Origin of the sequence: Sporolactobacillus shoreicorticis (genome assembly GCF_024125445.1) — a bacterium.
GTDB lineage: Bacteria > Bacillota > Bacilli > Bacillales > Sporolactobacillaceae > Sporolactobacillus > Sporolactobacillus shoreicorticis.
In genome coordinates this window covers 24,798-43,135 of record NZ_JAMXWM010000021.1, presented here as the reverse complement: position 1 = coordinate 43,135, position 18,338 = coordinate 24,798, and the positions used below count along the sequence as shown (strand labels likewise).

Here is an 18,338-nt window from a genome sequence, read left to right as displayed (position 1 = left end):
ACGAAAAGGAGCCTGCAAAAGAATCATTTGCAGGCTCCTTTTTACTTTTTATACAAAAAGAAAGTATGGAAGCTAAGATTTAGCCCGCCAAGTTTTCTCTTTATTTGTTCAAGCTGAACCGTCCTTTCTTCATCATTGTTTCGACTCCACCTATTTTCGCCAGTGATCGGTTTTCAATCACTTTTTTCATAATGGATGCCGGACGGCCCTTGAGCTTTCTGCCCATGATTTCTCCGACCGCATCATTGCGGCCGAGCGAGCACACGGTGCCCATAAACTTAAAAACAAACGGTTTCGTCGGTGCATCCTCAAGCATCGCATTCAAGTTGTATGCTGCACAATCTGCTTGCTGCATGGCAATTTGTGCGGTGGTTGGGTAAGGGCGGCCGTCTTCCGGATTAATGACAGCCGAACAATCGCCGATAATCAGAATTTCCGGATGTCCGGGAACCGACAAGTCATCGTTAACCGCCACACGGCCGCGGCGCTGCGCAAATCCCGATGCACGCACAACGGAGCTGCCGCTTACTCCTCCGGTCCAAACAAATGTACCTGCCTGAAGTGTTTTCACTTGATCACCTGACCGATAATAGATTTGCCCGGCATCAATACCGCTGACCCTGCCGATCACAAATTCAACACCGCTCTCGCTCAGCTTATGCGCGCCGTATTCCGCCAATTTTCGATTGAACATTGGAAGTGCACGGGGTGTCGGTTCAATACACTGGATGCGTACGGAACTCGAATCCACTTGAAACTTTGTAATGAGTTTCGGAATACGCTGTGTCAATTCGCCCAAAAATTCAAAACTTGTGAATCCTGCTCCTCCGACTGCTACCACCAAGTGTTCCTGACGATGATCATCTTTCCATTTTTTAAATTCATTTTCAATATGTTTTTTTATTTTCGTTACAGAAGGAATATCCGCGATTGACAGGCCGTAGCGATCCATCCCCTTTATCCCGAAATACTCCGGTTCGAAGCCCAACCCTACGAGCAAATAGTCATAAGCCACCGGTTCATGATCCCGTAAAAAGACGCGTCTTGCTTCCTTATCCACATACTGGACCGTCCCCTGAATAAATGTTGTCTGTTTCCGATCAATGACAAGATTAAGCGAATAGCAGATTTCATCAGAATCTGCCGTTCCCGCCGCTACCTCATGCAGTGAGGTTGTTTCGCAATGATAATTGTTTTTATCAATAAGAATGAGATCTGCATTTGGTTTCATTTTTTGCAATTTCTTTAACGTGCGCAGCCCACCATATCCTGCTCCTAGAATAACCATTTGTTTCTTAGTCAAAATCATCCGTCCTTCCATTATTTTTATGATCAGCTCGGAAGTTGCTCATTGCATTGTCACACTTTGTTCACAATTACCTTCTTTATTGTAGCCCAATATGTAATCGCTTACAATATAAAAATAAAATAAATACCATCCGACCAATTCGGATGGCAACCTTTCGTTTTATAGAGGGCGTACGGGAATTGAACCCGCGATCATGGAATGAGAATCCATTGGCTTAACCACTTGCCCAACGCCCTATAATCATCGTGCAACAGTTGAGCAGAATCTTTCCGCTCATTCGGCACGACAAACAGTATACCACACTCGATACAATTATTTCAAGCCTTTAATGGCGCGTTTCTTTCTCAGTCATCTTCTGCGATGATTTTCACCCCGGAGCTTGCACCGATTCGAGAAGCACCGGCAGCGATCATTGCTTCAGCATCTGCTTTCGAATGAATTCCCCCTGCTGCTTTGACCCCAACATCCTTACCCACCGTTTGACGCATCAGCGTGACATCGTCAACAGTCGCTCCTCCGGTGGAAAATCCGGTTGACGTCTTAACATAATCCGCCCCCGCTTTCACCGCCAAACGGCAGGCGCTCACTTTTTCATTATTGCTTAACAAACAGGCTTCAATAATTACTTTAACAAGTGCATGTTTTCCGGCTGCCTGCACAACAGCATGAATGTCTGCCTGTACGTTCTCTTCCTGTCCGCTTTTTAAAGCGCCGATATTGATCACCATGTCTACTTCCTCAGCACCTTTGGCAATTGCATCCTTGGTTTCAAAAACCTTTGCTTCACTTGTCGCTGCTCCCAGCGGGAAACCGATAACGGTACATACCTTTACTTCAGAATCCTTCAATTGTTCTGCCGCGAGCGCAACCCAGCAGGGATTCACGCAGACAGAGGAAAAACCAAATTTCTTTGCTTCCTCGGTAAGTTTTAAGATATCCTTCTCTGTTGTATCCGCTTTAAGTGCTGTATGATCAATATAGCTTGCGAGATGATTCATGTCTGTCTCTCCCTTTTACTGAATGATTCTACGGATGAGTACCGGTTTGTCCGCATGGTCGGCAATCATTATATTTTGATTCAGCTGCCGCGCAACTTGGTCAATATGCTCAGAATCCGAGTGAATAGTGAGCAGAGCCTCACCCCTAGCCACTGAGTCGCCGACCTTTTTGTGCAAAACAATGCCTGTTGCATGGTTGATAGTGTCTTCCTTCGTTGCTCTGCCGGCACCAAGCAGCATCGCTGCAAGACCGATCTGGTCTGCCTTCATTTCAGCGACAACTCCGGATGATTGGGCGGGAAGCCGGAGTTGATATTTGGCCTTCGGCAAATGCTCCGGATGATTGGCAATACTCGGATCTCCACCTTGATTTTTAATGAATTGCCTGAACGTGTCAAATGCCTTGCCCTGTTCCAGTACTTGTTCAAGCAATTGTCTCGCTTCATCCAATCGCTCGGCTTTTCCGGCAAACAGGACCATACGGCTGCCAAGCTCAAGCACAAGCTCCTTCAGGTCATCTGGTCCATGCCCCTGCAATGTATCAATAGCTTCTTTCACCTCAAGCGCGTTGCCGATTGCAAAACCGAGTGGCTGATCCATATCTGTAATCACCGCCGCCGTCTTTCTGCCGACATGTTTGCCGATCTGTACCATTGTTTCCGCAAGACGAACAGCATCTTCTTCGTTTTTCATAAACGCTCCGGAACCACATGTCACTTCGAGAACAATTGCGTCGGCACCCGCCGCAATTTTTTTGCTCATAATTGAGCTGGCAATCAACGGAATGGACTCAACCGAGCCGCTGACATCCCGCAAAGCATAAAGCTTCTTATCTGCCGGAACGAGGTCGCCGCTCTGGCCAATGACCGCAATCCGGTCACGATTCACATGATTAACAAACTGCTTCCCGTTCATTTCAACAGAAAACCCGGCAATCGATTCCAGTTTGTCAATCGTTCCCCCGGTAAAACCCAGACCGCGTCCGCTCATCTTAGCCACCGGAACGCCGACTGCTGCTACAAGCGGTGCCAAAACCAATGTGGTTGTGTCGCCGACACCGCCGGTTGAGTGTTTATCGACTTTAATTCCGGCAATTGCAGACAGATCTACTGTTTCGCCCGAGCTGACCATTGCACGTGTCAGTTCAGCAATTTCCGGATCGGTCATATCTTTGAAATAAATGGCCATGGCCAAAGCACTTGCCTGATAGTCAGGAACGCTTCCATTAACATAACCATCGATAAAAAAACGGATTTCCTCCGGAGACAACGCAAGTCCATCCCGCTTTTTCGTAATAATGTCGACCATTCTCATTCGGCTCACCTCGGAATCATTTTAGATCATTTAAAAAGCTTGACCCCACTTTTGGCTTCTCCGTGTCAAAGTTATCAGCGACCGTCGCGCCAAGATCCGCAAAGGTTTCGCGAACAGGAAGCGCTTTGCCCGTTGTAAAGGAAGGTGAATACACAAGCAGAGGAACGAACTCGCGTGTATGATCTGTTCCGCGGAAACCGGGGTCATTGCCATGATCCGCGGTGATCACAAGCAGATCGTCAGCTCTCAATTTATCAAGTGCCTGACCGAGCTGCCGATCAAAAGACTCCAGCGCTTTGCCGAAGAGTACCGGTTCACGGCGATGACCGTATTTCGCGTCAAAGTCGACAAGGTTGGTAAAGTTCAGGCCATGAAAGTCTCGATCCAATAGCGTGATGAACCGTTCCATGCCGTCTTCGTTGCTTTCCGTATGCCAGCCTTCATTGATTCCTTTCCCACTGAAAATATCGTTGATTTTGCCAATTGCTAAGGTATCTATACCTGCGTCCTGTAAAAAGTTGAGCACCGTTTTTTCCGGTGGCACCAGCGTGAGGTCGCGGCGATTGGCCGTACGCTCAAAGTTGTCGGCATTGTCGCCAACATAGGGACGAGCGATCACGCGCCCGAGATGATACGGCTCAGGAATCGTCAGCTCACGTGCATATTCGCAAATTTTGTACAATTCCTCAAGCGGAATAATTCTCTCATGAGCGGCAATCTGCAGCACCGAATCACCGGACGTATACACGATCAGCTCGCCTGTCTTCATCTGGCGCTCACCAAATTTTTTGATAATCTCTGTACCGCTCGCCGGTTTGTTCCAGATCACTTTTCGGCCGCTGAACGCTTCGATTTGCTGAATCAATTCATCGGGAAACCCTTTTGGGAACGTATGCAGCGGTGTAAGCACGGGCAGTCCCATCATTTCCCAATGGCCGTCCATACTGTCCTTGCCTGCCGACACTTCATGCATCTTCGTATAATAGGCGAGTGGTTTTTTCTGAACATGTACACCTTGGATGGGCTGTTCAGGACGAATATTGGCCAGTCCCAATTTCTCTAAATTGGGGAGTGTCAAACCATTCATTGCGGCCGCAGTATGTCCCAGCGTATCGCAGCCTTCATCATTATATTTTGCTGCGTCAGTTGCTTCGCCAACGCCTACCGAATCGAGCACAATAATATGAACACGCTTAAATCTTTCCGTCATTTTATCCTCCAGATCACACGAACGATCATACCGCTCATTTTTATCTATACAAAATCTATAGTCCATTTTACCGCAACCAATTAAGAGCCGTAAAGAAAACTCGGTTTAGCCCTAGTTTTTTTATACCGGCTGCCTCTAATTATTGGTGTGCAAAAAACTCCGGGGCATGCGCGAGGCTGCGCCCTATTCCGGAGTTTTTATCTTATTTAACTGTTTATCTAGGCAAAAAGTCGATCCGGTCTTAATTATTCTTCATTATATTTTCTTGATTCTTCTTTAAGATGCACAAGGTCGACAAGTATTGAGTGATAAGGTGCCTTTAAGCCATGCTTTTCGGCAAGGCGGACAATGGCTCCATTGATGTAATCCACCTCTGTCGGACGGTTCGTACTCATGTCCTGATGCATCGAAGGATAGTGCAGCGGATTACTGACCTCGGATACGTACATGACTTCATCAACCAGCTCATCGCGTGTCACTTCAAGTTTGAATCCTTCCGCGTCAATTGCATCATAGGCTTCATAGATTAGTTTACGTGACATTTCCTTTGCATTCTTATATGCTGCGAACTGGCCCATCTTAATATTCATAAGTGTACACAGCGTATTCACAACAGAATTGAAAACAAGCTTCGTCCAGACAGTGCCCATATAGTCCTTCTGGACAGTCGGATGCATCCGTGCCTTTTCCATTTCATCGGCAACTTTATAAATAAAGTCGTTCGGCTCACCTTCTACGCGAACAATATGCACATGACCAGCGCCGCGCTTACCGATAAAATCGACTTTTCCAGGCCCTTTCATAACAGTTGCGATCATCGCTGTTCCTGCAATAATACGCGTGCGGGGCACAAACTGGGCAATGTATTCGGCGCCGCCAAAGCCGTTCTGATTGGTCATGACATACGTATTCTTGCCGATGAAATGCTTGCACCTTTTCATTGTCTCAACCGTGTGCATGTCTTTAACAAACACAATCGCAAGTTCAGGCTCTTCATGATAATCTTCCGGGTAGCTGACACTGACTTCGACAAATCGCTCGTCTTTGCCGTCGCGCCACACATGAACGCCGCCGTTTTTCCTGATCTCTTCAACATTCGGTTCCCACGTGTCGACAAAATGAATATCATTCCCCGCTTCCTGCAGCAGCACTCCATACCTCAAACCCATAGCTCCTGCTCCGATCACAACAATCTTCATCCTTCTCGTCTCCTTTTTCTGTACATCTGTCTCATTTTTTGTCTTCCATGCCCTTTCTGATAGGCAGCATGATCACTTCTCGCCCAAATGAAAAGCCCCATCCAGTTGGTTCTGAATGGGGCTTGCCTCAAGTCCCATTCAGTACGAAAAGGACTCAAGGCACATATGATCGATTAAACGATTGATGCACCTGAGTCCTAGCTAATCAAAATGACGACTACTTCGTTACCTTCTGAATGGAACATTATAGTTACCTTCTTGGAAGAGTTTTTTTAGTGAGTGCTGTCAGTTTACACGATCAATTTATCAATGTCAATAGAATTTTAAGAATATTTATATTTAAAAATCAGCGCTAAAAACTTACAATAACTGAGCAAACCAAATCTTTATCCCAATTCATAAAAAACCGGACAAAAAGCGCGCAGTCCTTACTTCCGCAGGATACGGTGGCTTTCCCGTTGCATACAGGACGTACGTGTACTTAGCAAACGTTCCTTTGCTCCAAATACCGTTTTAAATTATCATCTTTCTACTTTTCATAAATCATTTTGATCCTTCATTAAGTAACGAGTAAAATAAGCGAAAATTTTCCGGTTATATGCATCATGGCGCTTGATTCACAGGTACATAAGGGTAATTTTTCCGCTTATGTACAGAAAAAGTCCTCCATTTTCTCGTTTTGCATTCGATAAGCGGAATTTCTCCGTCTATTTAAGCTGCTTTTTTGTTCATTTTCTAATTAAGCGGAATTTTTCCGGTTATTTCTCAGATTAGACACCTACCTTATCCCAATCGAATCTTTCGACGCTCATCATTGTACCGGCAAGGAACAACGCTAAATTTTATAATCTCTTGTAAAAAAAACGCCTGCTCAAATGTGAGCGGGCGCTTTTTGGCATCAGTCTTTCAAGTCGTCAATCGAATTAATCTTTACATAGGACGGAACAACAAGTCCGAGCTTTGTCCCCTTTAAATTAGGACCAAGATCGGTCACTTTATTTTTAAATTGTTTCATGTAGTCGGCATGTGTTGACGGAAGCCATGCGGCAACAATAGCATCATCGCTGCCCTTTGCCAGCCCCGCCCACATTTGCCCGGCTCCAAGCTGTTCGAGCGTTACATTGTAACCGAGATTCTCAAGCACCGTTGCCACAACATTAGTGCTGGCAATTTCAGAGGCCCACGCGACATAACCGAGCTTAATGTTCTTGCCGCTGACTTTGTCGGCGCCTTTCGTCCATGTGCCGACTTTGTCTTCATTGTCTTTGACCCACTCTGCTGCTGCCTTTTTCGCGTCGGTACCCTTTTGGATCGACAGCATCACTTTTCCCATGTCATCAGCCGTCCAAGAAAATTGATCCAGAACCTTCGTTGCATTCGGATCTTCCTTTTCGAAGCCCTTATGAACCACCGTATGAATGTTCTCAGACGCTCCGTAAGAGCCTTTTGGATCTTTCAGATATTTCAAATCATATTTTTGAAACATCCAATGTGGCGTCCAGCCTGTGACCACAATGGGTTCTTTTTTCTTAATTGCTTTATCAAGCGCAGCAATCATTGTCGATTCTGAACCGGACTGTACGGTCCAATTATTCAGCTTGTAATCCTTAATGGTTGTATCGGTCAGCTTCATTAAACCGGCACCCGGATCAATTCCAATGATTTTGTGATCGACTTGATTTCCGAACGAACCGGCGTTTCCTGAGCTTTGGCTTTGGCATCCGGCCAGCGTCAAGACGGCCAAAAGGAACATGCTCATAATAATACGATTAATTTTTTTCAAGTTAGGATCCCCCCGTTTTTTTATTTCGAGTATTTTGTGAAATACGGTCCAACATGATCGCGATGATTACGATTGCCAGACCTGCTTCAACGCCTATGTCTGTGCGCAGCGACGTTACCGCAAGATAGACATCAGCGCCAAGTCCCGGTGCGCCAACCAATGATGCAACGACAACCATCGACAGTGAGAGCATAATGCTTTGATTAACACCGGCCATAATTGTCGGCGTTGCGATTGGAATCTGCACTTTAAAAAGCTTCTGCCATGTGGTCGATCCAAAGGCATCTGAAGCTTCGATCAAGTCCGACGGAACCTGACGAATGCCTAACCCGGTCATACGAATCGTTGGTGGCATGGCAAACACAATCGTCGCCACAACGCCCGGAGGCATGCCGGTACCAAAGAGAAAAATGGCCGGAATCAAATAAACAAATGAAGGCATAGTCTGCATAAAGTCAAGAATTGGCGTCAAGACGCGGTGAAAAGTCTTATTGATTCCCGATAAAATGCCAAGTGGAAGACCGATAATGATGGACAACACAACCGAAGTCACGACAAGCGCGAACGTCTGCATGGCGTGTCCCCAGTAGCCTAAGTCATAGATAAGGATTAGACCAATCAGTGTGAATAATGCGACGCCGATACCGCGGCGCCAAAAAGCGATCGCTGCTAAAAGAAGAATAAAGACAATGGGAGTCATAAAAGCAAAAAGCCAGACCAGGCTATCGACAAAGCTTTGTATTCCCGCAGCAATATAACCAAAGAAGCCTTCAAAATGATTTGTGATGAATTGAACCAGCAAATCCGCCCAATGGCCAATTGGTATCTTTGGTAAAAAAGTCTCACTCATAGGTTCTGCACCTCCGTTTCTTTCGTTAATGGTGTGTTCCCTGCGAGCGCATTAATGATTGCCCCGCGACGAACAAGTCCGAGCAGCCTGTCTTGTTCATCGACGACAGCAAGCGGAAGGGGCGATTTTGAGATGTCGTCAAATAAATCACTCAGATGTGTATTCACCTGTACCGACTTCACGTTTTTTATAATTTCGCTCAAAGGTGTCTCCGCCTTAATGGCCGCCGCCGCATCATCCGCATCTGCCACACCGAGCAGCTTTTTACTGCGGTCGACCACGAAAATGCTGGAGATGTCATTATCATTCATTAGTTTCAACGCAACACGTGCTCCGCGGTCATTGCCGACGGCCTCAGCGCGCGTCATAATATGACCCGCAGTAATGACCTTGCTCAGATCGACATCCTCAACGAAGTGTTCGACATAGTCATTGGCAGGATTCATCAGTATTTCTTCCGGAGTGCCGATTTGAACAATCTGTCCGTCCCGCATCAACGCAATACGATCACCAATGCGCAATGCTTCGTCCAAGTCATGGGTAATGAACACGATCGTTTTTTTCATGTCACTCTGCAAGTCCAGCAATTGATCCTGCATTTCTCTGCGGATCAAAGGATCGAGCGCACTGAAGGCCTCGTCCATAAGCAGGATATCCGTATCACTTGCTAAAGCTCGTGCCAAACCGACACGCTGCTGCATTCCCCCGGACAGTTGGTTCGGGTAGCTGTCCTCATACCCTTTAAGTCCGACGCGTGAGAGTGAATAGTGTGCACGTTCGATTTGTTCTTTTTTATCAACCCCTTGAATTTCCAGACCAAAGAACGTGTTCTCGAGAATGGTTCGGTGCGGAAACAACGCAAACCCCTGAAAAACCATGCTAATTTTTTTACGGCGTACCTCGCGCAGATGCTCGGCATTCATTCGCGTAATATCTTCTCCATCAATCAGAATTGTTCCGGAGGTCGGATTGATCAAACGGTTTAAGAGCCGAACCAATGTCGATTTTCCGCTGCCCGAAAGGCCCATAATCACAAAGATTTCATTAGCTTCCACGTGAAAGCTTGCTTCGGAAACTCCGACATTCAAATCTGTCTTTTTCTTGATTTCTTTTTTGTTCAACCCTTTTTTCAAAAGCTCCAAGCCACGTCTCGGATTTTTTCCGAATATTTTTGTCGCTTTTTTCACTTCAATCTTTTTCATTGAAACACCTCGCTCGTATCTTATTGCAAAAGCTCTTAAAAACAAAAAATCAGAGCTTCCTCAGTTCCTCAAAGATCTGCATCTATTTGTATTTGGTACACCGCAAGGGCCGGCAGGTACCGTATCAGAGCGGACATGATCACAGAGCCTTTTCATGTGCTGCTTTCAATAGTATCATGTTAACATAGTTGTTTATACAGTTCAAACTGTACAAACAGATAAAATCCTGTATACTGAATAAATAGATGTTCAATCAATTTCATCTTTTCAGAGAGAATGGCAAAAGGTACAATGAACTATAGTTAATTTTACAATGAAGTTGGTGAATGAAATGGAACACGCTGAGATCGTTGATAATATAAGGGAACGCGTCATTGAGTCGGTGTCGCAAAATATGTATCTTTACGGTGTTTCGCCCTCTATCGGACGGCTATACGGCACTTTGTTCTTTAACGGCAAACCCATGACTTTGGACGATATGAAAGAAGAATTAAAAATGAGTAAAACGAGTATGAGTACTTCCGTTCGCACCCTCATGGAACTGAATATGGTTGAACGTGTCTGGAGAAAAGGCATTCGAAAGGACTTGTACGAAGCACAGGAAGATTGGTATCAGATCTTCATTGATTTTTTTACGAATCAATGGCGAAAAGTAACCGCGATGAATACAAAGGCTGTACTGCAATCTGTGAACGAACTAAACCAACTTATGAAAAGCTCGGAGCTCTCAGAAACTGATCGCGAACTGATCCAAAAGGACATGGATAAGTACCGCTATATATTGGACTACTACAACTGGCTGAATCACCTTTTTGATTTTCTTGACAGCGATGAGTTGTTCCAAATTGTGAAGAAGAAAATGGATCAGGAAAAAAAATAAACTCCTGCCGATTTTGGCGACTTGTATCACCATTTGCACAGAATTTAAAAGAGAGTATCTTAAAATCAAAGGCAGACTTTTGAGATACTCTCTTCTTTCTTGTATCCATTTCTGATCATGACACTGTCAGACGCATGTTTTATTTAAGAAAGACCGGGCAAAAAACGCCCGGTCCTGAATCCACGCCTGGTTTTGAATACACTCCGGTTGCTCGCGATCAACTGGTGCTGGTGCGCTTGCGGGCAGTCCGGGAGCCTCCTCAAACAAGCTGCGGGATATTCCCTGACCTGCACATTTGTTCCATGACCTTACTTTCTTAACTTGTCAAAAAAACAGCCCCGCCATAAAAGGCGAGGCTGTTCTATTTAAACTAATAATTATTTCGCAGCCGACTGCGGGAGTTCAACTTCAGCGCGGCCAAGGCTTTCACCTTTAATCACGGCATTGAAGTTATCGTAGCTTGTTGAAATCATGTTGGAAACAGCTACGTCGGTCATTGCAGCTACGTGCGGTGTGATCAATACTTTAGGATAGAGTTCGATTAATTCTTTGATCGTAGCATCCGGAAATTCGGTGCCGTCTGAGAAGTCCTTGCCAAAGAAGCGTGCTTCGTCAGTCAATACGTCGGCACCGAATCCTTCGAGCTTGCCGCTCTTGATTGCTTTAACAACAGCAGCTTCATCAACAAGTTCGCCGCGGGCGGTGTTAATCAGGATTGCGCCATCTTTCATTTTGCCGATGAAGTCGTCACCAACAAAGTTTTCATTTTTGCCAGGGAAATATGGAAGGTGCAGGCTGACGATATCAGATTCAGCAAGCAGTTCGTCCAATTCCTTAAATTCAACCAGTTTCTTGGCGAAATCACTTTGGAAAATATCATAGCCAAGCAATTTCGCACCAAGACCTTTATAAAGTTCTGCTTCAACGCAGCCGATATGGCCCGTTCCGACAATACCAACGGTAACTTTATGAACTTCGTGGCTGAAGTTTGTTTCCGTTACGGTAAAGTTCAGTTTCGATGTACGAGCAGTTGTATAAACCGTATGGCGGAGAAGTGCTGTTCCAAGATAAACAGCCAGTTCAGCAATCGCGTTCGGTGAGTAAGCAGGAACGCGGGCAACCTTCAATCCGAGATCGGAAGCTGCTTGCAGGTCGATATGGTTAAAGCCGGCAGTACGTGTAAATACGTATTTGATGCCGTATTCACTGAATTTTTCAAGGTTTGCGCGGTCTGCGAGGCAGTTAACAAAAAGGAGTACGCCGTCGTGACCCTTTGCAAGATTGCCATTGTCGGCAGTCAGCAAGTCATTAACGAGAGTCAATTCATAACCATATTTGTTCAATTCACTGTACAAATGTTCTTCGTAAGGTTCTACACCATACGCAATGATTTTAAAAGCCATGCTTAAACATCCTCCTAAAGAAAGTTTATTCTACATCCGGTATTTCTGAACACCGGGGTTGTAACCTGAACCGCTTGATTCGTGATTCGTTTCACAATAAAGAAAAAAGTTTTCTCCTCACTCATCACATACCCTTCCAAGAATCTTAGTTTAACCACTTTTATGTGAATGAGCAGGAAAACTTATTTCACGTTAAAAGTATAACATTGCCTTGGTAATGTCACAATTAGAAAAAAATGATTTTTTTGTGAAAACTATACGTCCGCCTGTTCTTCAGATGCTTTAACACCATCATTATCATTAGAGATACCCTAAGAAATGAGTGATAAACAATTATTTGCCTCAATCGCGATACAACAAGGTGCGGCAGCGAAAAGATCAGGAAATGTCTTTCCAACCTCCTTTTTCGCAGACTTTAAAATTTCACATGCACACACGATTGGCACAAAATAAAGGACCCACAGACGCAGCTTATGAGTCCCAAAAAAGTGATTAAATTTATGCCGATTCATTTTCGAAACAAATTCATTTAATTTCCTTGTACGTATTGCTGAGCAGATCAAGCTGAGCAACCTTTCCCGAGGCCTTATAGTATCTGAAGAATCCTGCGGACGGCGCAGTTTCCGGATCTGCCGCACTGTCATTCGAATGGTTCTCACGCAGTTCCATCGAGTAATAAGTACCGTTGTCTGTCGTATCGACATAAACTTCGTCCGGTGTATATCCTGCTGCTTTAATCACAGCTGCTTCTGCCTGTTTCTGTGTCACCGTGTCACTAGCGGCGCCTGCCGATGAACTGCTGCCCGATGTTGCTGCAGAAGTAGACGAAGACGATGATGAATCCTCCGCACTGCTCGCTACAGCCGTTGAGCTGCTTTCCGACGATGTCGTTGATGAGGTCTGAGAAGTCTGATTAGATGAAGTTCCTTCAGCATTTTGTTTTTTTGCCGCCATCACTTTGTCTCTTAGCTCCCTTGCGTCTTTTCTCAAAACACCCGAACCGTTTTTTTGAAGAATGACCGGGTTTAACGCTTTAATCGCTTGATCCGGATGATCCATCATTGATTTTGCAGCCAGAAAATTATTGGTTTGAGTCAATAATGTGGTTGCCTTTTTATCTTTTTTCTTATGACTTAATGCCTTTTTGAAATAACTTGCCGCAGCATCATAATCTTTTGAAACAAGAGCAGCCTGTCCTTTTTTCATTGCCTGATCATAGGCTTGATTTTCCTGATTGGCGCAGCCGCTCAAGGCAAGGGCTACAATCATCGCTAAAATTAACAGTATTTTTTTCATATCTGCCTCCGGCTTCATATGACGTTGTGTCTCTTATATAGTATCATTTTTTCTTTGTTTTTTGACCTCTTTCTCTTATTATCGGCAGATTTCGGGAATTAATCAGTAGATCAAGAAAGAATAGGCACTCATCCCATACATTCGCATATACTGTGTGAAAATCTTTAGGGAGAGGATCTAAATGATGAAACCCGTTATTCCGTATTATGGTTCAATGACTGACTGTAAAGATGTCCCAATCACCTTCCCGCCTCAATATCAGGCTCAGCAGCCCGGAATGGAATACCTTATGAATCCGCTGCCGATTTTCGACAATCCTAACTACGTTGGCACGGGAAAATTGACAAATAAAATTGCCGTCATAACCGGCGGGGACAGCGGTATCGGACGTGCCGTTGCTGTTGCATTTGCAAAGGAGGGCGCCGATCTGATTTTGGTCTATCTGAATGAACATCAAGATGCAGAAACAACTCAGAAGGCGGTACAAAAAATCGGTCGGAGATGCCTGCTGCTGTCCATTGACCTGCGCGAGCGAAATGCCGGCGAACGAATCGTCACGAAAACACTTGAAACATTTGGGCACATCAATATTTTAATTAATAATGCCGGCGTCCAATTTCCCCAGCCCTCACTTGAAGCCATTTCGGACCAACAGCTCGAAACAACGTTTGATGTCAACATCGAATCGTTTTTTCGACTCTCGCGGACAGTTGCACCGCATCCTCACAGCGGAGACAGTATTGTCAACACGACTTCCGTGCAGGCAAATATCGGAAACAGTCAATTAATTGACTATGCATCGACAAAAGGCGCGATTGTCAGCTTCACACGGGCACTTGCCCACAATCTCGCTGAAAAAGGTGTGCGCGTGAACGCTGTTGCTCCGGGACCGATCTGGACTCCTCTTCAACCTGCTTCATGGCCGGCGGACGTCGTCAAGACTTTAGGCGCAGATACACCGATGAAACGTGCGGGCCAGCCTTTTGAGCTTGCGCCTGTTTACGTTTTACTTGCATCCGATGACGGATCCTATATTACCGGGCAGACGATGGCTTCTTAACTTAATTCTCCACTTTAAAAAGGTACTATTATATAAACTGAAAAAAGGTGAGCGGTGGAAGCCTTCCCATCTGATTCGCAGCGAATGTTCTTTCTTGAATGTTCTCTGTCATTTTGTGTCTTCTTTTCCGTTTACTCGATACATATTCAGATGCTGCCCGGATTTGAGACCAAAACGCCAACTAAAAAACCCTCCTATGAACGCAGTGCGTGCCTAAGAGAGTTTACGTTTCTGGTATTCATAAACATTGCCTATCTTCCAGATTCGCACCTGATGGATTCAGCACCCTCCACTTTGGGCAAGGTTGCTGAAGCTTCGTTGGGCCAGCCCATCCACTTCTCTCGCTAAACAATTAAGTCATTATATGATCATAACGAATGTTAACAATTGAAGCAGCCGAACACTCTATGCAAAAGCAATGAATCATTGATAATCTTTAGCAAGTTTTTCAAACGCCGTGAGCGAGCGTTCTACCTTTTCCGTCGGGATACAATAGGCCATACGGAAATAGCCTGGACAGCCGAAGCTGTCTGCCGGTACAAGGATCAGATCATACTTTAACGCATGTTTGCAGAAGGCGACGGCATCATCCTCCAACGCCTTCGGAAAGATATAGAAGGTTCCGCCCGGTTTCACGCATGAGAAGCCGAGTTTTGTCAGCCCGTCATAAAGAATGTTCATATTTGTTTCGTAAACTGACAGATCAGCGGTCATGTCGAGCACTTGGGCAACGGCAAGCTGAATCAGCGAAGGCGGACAATTGTGACCGATGCCGCGCGAGATTTGTCCGCACATAGTAATAATCAACGCCGCATCCGGACAATCCGGATTGACGGCGACATAGCCGATGCGCTCGCCCGGAAGCGACAGTGACTTGCTGAAGGAATAGCATGTAATTGTATGTGTGTAGTATTGGGCAGTGTAAGGTGCGTCCACGTGCTCAAAAACAATCTCGCGGTACGGCTCGTCCGAAATTAAATAAATATCATGTCCGTATTCTTTTTCTTTTTCCGATAGAAAGGCGGCGAGCTTCTTAATCGTTTCCGTTGAATACACGGCTCCCGAAGGATTGTTCGGTGTATTAATCAATACGGCAGCAACCTTCGACGAGAACATTTTCTCAAAAGCCTCGAAGTTGATTTGCATCGTTTCTGTATCTGGCGGAACAACCTTCAGGACAGCGCCAAGGCCGTGCACATAAGGCGTATATTCCGGGAAAAACGGTGCAAAAGTAATCACTTCATCGCCTGCGGTCACAACAGCACGCAATGCATGAGCCAGTGCGCCTGCCGCTCCGGATGTCATAAAAATATGTTCTTTCTTGTAATTAAGGCCGAATCGCTCAGAAAGCGAAGCAGCAACCTTTTCACGAACAGAGGTGATTCCAAGGCTTGGACTGTATCCGTGAACGGCCATTGAATCTTCGCTTGATGCAAGTTCGATCAGCTTATCGGTAAATGCGCGGGGAACCGATACTGACGGATTACCTAAACTATAATCAAAGACGTTTTCATAACCTACTTGTTTCGCTCGTTCGGCAGCATACTCCGACAGTTCACGAATCACCGACTTCTGACCGAGCATTTGTTTAAATTCCTCAGCAATCATATATAAATCCCTCACTTTTTTCGAGACAGTTCTGTTGCGACCGCCATGCAAGTCGTCACGTTCTTATCTACAGTACTGCTATTATACCGATCTTAGCAGATGATTTCTATCCTATCGCAAAATCATTTCGTAAATGGACGGGTAAAAGGAACGTTCAAGGTTGTGTATCGGCGGTTTTTCCCTTATGGTTGAATAGAATAAATACCAGACAGTATCAGAGCGAGGTGCCATCAATGAAACTATGGATGAACGGGAAATTTTACATCATGAACAAACCCGGGCAGACTGCGACACACGTACTCACCGATAAAGAGAAGATCATTGCTTTAGATCAGGACGCTGCCGCTATTGCTCAAGAACGGAATGCGGAAATGGTTGATCTTCAGGGTGGAATCGTTTTCCCCGGATTTGTTGACAGTCACCTGCACTTGCTCTGGTACGCACAGGCATTAGATCGCTTGAATCTTTACGGCTATCCAACGAAAAAAGCATGTTTGGAGGCAATTAATGAACGAGCTGCTCAGTTAAAAGACAAGGAATGGCTGTTTGTCGAAGGCTATGACGACAACAATTTAAGCGACAGCACGCAGTTGCTGACGCGGCGCGACTTGGACACGATCAGCGATGTGCATCCGATTCTCGTGCGCCGGATTGACTATCATACCGTAAGTATCAATACTCCGTTCATAAAAGAAATAGGGCTCAAGCGCGGCCAAGTATTTGAAGGCGGCGGAATGATTGACTTGGACGGAGATGGAATACCGACAGGAGTCCTGCGCGATGAGGCTTCGATGCTTGCCATTGATCAATTTCCTACTGAAAGTCAGGAAGAGCTGGAGCGGCTGATTAAGCTAGCCGTGAAAGATTTATGGAAAAAGGGGCTTGTTGGCGCGCATTCGGAAGATCTCCATTATTTCAATGGGTTTGAAGGCACCGTGCGCGCATTCCGCAGCACCATCAATGAAGATTTTCCATTCCGAGCGCATCTGCTGGTTCATCACAGAGAATTAGATGCTTGCCTTCAAGCGCCGCAAGAACTCAGGACATCCGGACCATTTGTCGCACTTGGCGCGATGAAAATCTTTTATGACGGTACGGTCGGCTCTCACACTGCATTGATGACGAAACCCTATGCCGGAGAACCCGGTAATTACGGTTTAAAATTCCATCAGGACGATGCGTTTGAGCATCTTGTTCGCCAGGCGCGCGCAGCGCAGCTGCCGGTCGCGATTCACATCATTGGCGACCGCGCCTTTCAGAAGGTAATCCATGTCTTAAAAAAATACCCACCGCTTCCGGGGCAAAAGGATCGCATGATTCATACGCCATGGCTGCGCCCGTATATGCTGGACGCGGCGCAAAACATGCCACTTCTTTTTGATATTCAGCCGCAATTCATGAGCAGCGATCTGCCATGGGCGCTTGACGTTCTCGGACCGACCTTCCCGCCGCTCGCTTTTGCATGGAAAACAATCCGGAAAAAGGGATTCACAGTTGCCGGCGGCAGCGACGCGCCGATTGAAGTACCTAACCCTTTCTTGGCCATTCATGCGGCGGTAACCCGTACATGTAATATAGACTTGAATGGAAAACGCTATTTTCCGGAAGAAGCATTGAGTATTTTTGAAGCCATTTCTCTCTACACCACAGGGAGCGCCGCCGCATGCGGTCAGGATGTTGCACACGGTACGATTGAGATCGGCAAAGCCGCTGATTTCACCGTTCTCGATCAAGATCCTTTTTTCATTGATCCGGCCGACCTGCGCAGCATCATCATACGCAAAACGATTGTGAACGAACGAATTGTTTTTGAAAAATAAACAGTTGTTTTATATTTTCTGACTCAATAAGAGGTGCTCCTTATGAAAATTCTTCCTTTTGTCTTTACCGGGATCATTTTTTTCGCAGTAAATTTGCTCGTGGATCGCTACCTTAAAAAAAAGTATAACATCGCGGAAAGCAAAGGCTGGATCTATCGGCCGATCAACAGAATTCATTCCAGCTTAGAAGCTGTTTTGTTCCTTTTATTCCTCATTGCTCTTTTTTTCTTCAATGCTGCGCCCATGGTCGTCATCATCTATGTAGCGCTGGCCAATGCGCTGCGCGCTCTAATGGAATGGAAGTACGATCGCGAGAAAAGACGATATCTGTTCTCACTCTCCTCAGTTATTTTTCTGACTGTCTTTTTCGGAGTTGTCACTGCTTTACAAATCCTTCCAAACTAAA

At 45.6% G+C, this 18,338-nt stretch carries 15 protein-coding genes, 1 tRNA gene and 1 riboswitch; of the genes, 4 read left to right on the top strand and 12 right to left on the bottom strand.

The window, feature by feature from the left end; translation table 11 throughout:
• Positions 1–100: 100 nt before the first annotated feature.
• From NIE88_RS15480 to proV, 9 genes are all read right to left on the bottom strand, one after another.
• Positions 101–1,303, bottom strand: coding sequence for an NAD(P)/FAD-dependent oxidoreductase (locus NIE88_RS15480; RefSeq protein ID WP_253063476.1), 1,203 nt, complete (start codon positions 1,301–1,303; stop codon positions 101–103).
• 170 nt (positions 1,304–1,473) lie between these two features.
• Positions 1,474–1,545 (bottom strand) — tRNA-Glu (locus tag NIE88_RS15475).
• A gap of 108 nt (positions 1,546–1,653) precedes the next feature.
• Positions 1,654–2,307, bottom strand: coding sequence for a deoxyribose-phosphate aldolase (gene deoC, locus NIE88_RS15470; protein WP_253063475.1), 654 nt, complete (start codon positions 2,305–2,307; stop codon positions 1,654–1,656).
• Between the two features lie 15 nt (positions 2,308–2,322).
• Entirely contained in the window at positions 2,323–3,621 is a 1,299-nt protein-coding gene (locus tag NIE88_RS15465) for a pyrimidine-nucleoside phosphorylase (protein ID WP_253063474.1), read from the bottom strand.
• Between the two features lie 16 nt (positions 3,622–3,637).
• Positions 3,638–4,831 (bottom strand): phosphopentomutase, encoded by a 1,194-nt coding sequence (locus NIE88_RS15460; RefSeq protein WP_253063473.1) that lies wholly within the window; start codon positions 4,829–4,831, stop codon positions 3,638–3,640.
• 245 nt (positions 4,832–5,076) lie between these two features.
• The gene (locus NIE88_RS15455) at positions 5,077–6,030 is read right to left on the bottom strand and encodes a ketopantoate reductase family protein (RefSeq protein ID WP_253063472.1); all 954 of its coding nucleotides are present in this window, start codon (positions 6,028–6,030) and stop codon (positions 5,077–5,079) included.
• A gap of 898 nt (positions 6,031–6,928) precedes the next feature.
• A complete protein-coding gene (locus NIE88_RS15450; protein WP_253063521.1) occupies positions 6,929–7,789 on the bottom strand; it encodes a glycine betaine ABC transporter substrate-binding protein in 861 nt (286 codons plus the stop codon).
• Positions 7,790–7,814: 25 nt separating this feature from the next.
• Positions 7,815–8,663, bottom strand: a complete 849-nt coding sequence (locus NIE88_RS15445) for an ABC transporter permease (RefSeq protein ID WP_253063471.1) — start codon at positions 8,661–8,663, stop codon at positions 7,815–7,817.
• Positions 8,660–9,865: a glycine betaine/L-proline ABC transporter ATP-binding protein ProV gene (gene proV / locus NIE88_RS15440; RefSeq protein WP_253063470.1), complete on the bottom strand. Its 1,206-nt coding sequence runs from the start codon at positions 9,863–9,865 to the stop codon at positions 8,660–8,662. The genes NIE88_RS15445 and proV overlap by 4 nt, the downstream gene beginning before the upstream one ends.
• Positions 9,866–10,196: 331 nt before the next feature.
• Between proV and NIE88_RS15435 the strand changes: the two genes are divergently transcribed.
• Positions 10,197–10,745, top strand: a complete 549-nt coding sequence (locus tag NIE88_RS15435; protein ID WP_253063469.1) for a GbsR/MarR family transcriptional regulator — start codon at positions 10,197–10,199, stop codon at positions 10,743–10,745.
• 377 nt (positions 10,746–11,122) lie between these two features.
• On the opposite strand, the gene NIE88_RS15430 is transcribed toward NIE88_RS15435, so the two are convergent.
• Together NIE88_RS15430 and NIE88_RS15425 are read right to left on the bottom strand one after the other, a co-directional pair.
• Positions 11,123–12,148, bottom strand: coding sequence for an NAD(P)-dependent oxidoreductase (locus tag NIE88_RS15430; protein ID WP_253063467.1), 1,026 nt, complete (start codon positions 12,146–12,148; stop codon positions 11,123–11,125).
• Between the two features lie 525 nt (positions 12,149–12,673).
• Positions 12,674–13,444, bottom strand: a complete 771-nt coding sequence (locus NIE88_RS15425; protein WP_253063465.1) for an outer membrane protein assembly factor BamD — start codon at positions 13,442–13,444, stop codon at positions 12,674–12,676.
• A 184-nt stretch (positions 13,445–13,628) separates the two neighbouring features.
• On the opposite strand from NIE88_RS15425, the gene NIE88_RS15420 reads away from it, so the two are divergent.
• Positions 13,629–14,504 (top strand): SDR family oxidoreductase, encoded by an 876-nt coding sequence (locus tag NIE88_RS15420; RefSeq protein ID WP_253063518.1) that lies wholly within the window; start codon positions 13,629–13,631, stop codon positions 14,502–14,504.
• Positions 14,505–14,752: 248 nt separating this feature from the next.
• A riboswitch (SAM riboswitch) is annotated at positions 14,753–14,855 on the bottom strand.
• Positions 14,856–14,927: 72 nt separating this feature from the next.
• Here the strand turns inward: NIE88_RS15420 and NIE88_RS15415 are convergent.
• The gene (locus NIE88_RS15415) at positions 14,928–16,112 is read right to left on the bottom strand and encodes a pyridoxal phosphate-dependent aminotransferase (protein ID WP_253063463.1); all 1,185 of its coding nucleotides are present in this window, start codon (positions 16,110–16,112) and stop codon (positions 14,928–14,930) included.
• A 233-nt stretch (positions 16,113–16,345) separates the two neighbouring features.
• Here NIE88_RS15415 and NIE88_RS15410 point away from each other — a divergent pair, with 233 nt between their 5' ends.
• Positions 16,346–17,932: an amidohydrolase gene (locus NIE88_RS15410; protein WP_253063461.1), complete on the top strand. Its 1,587-nt coding sequence runs from the start codon at positions 16,346–16,348 to the stop codon at positions 17,930–17,932.
• 42 nt (positions 17,933–17,974) lie between these two features.
• Positions 17,975–18,337 (top strand): DUF4181 domain-containing protein, encoded by a 363-nt coding sequence (locus tag NIE88_RS15405; protein WP_253063459.1) that lies wholly within the window; start codon positions 17,975–17,977, stop codon positions 18,335–18,337.
• Position 18,338 lies beyond the last annotated feature (1 nt).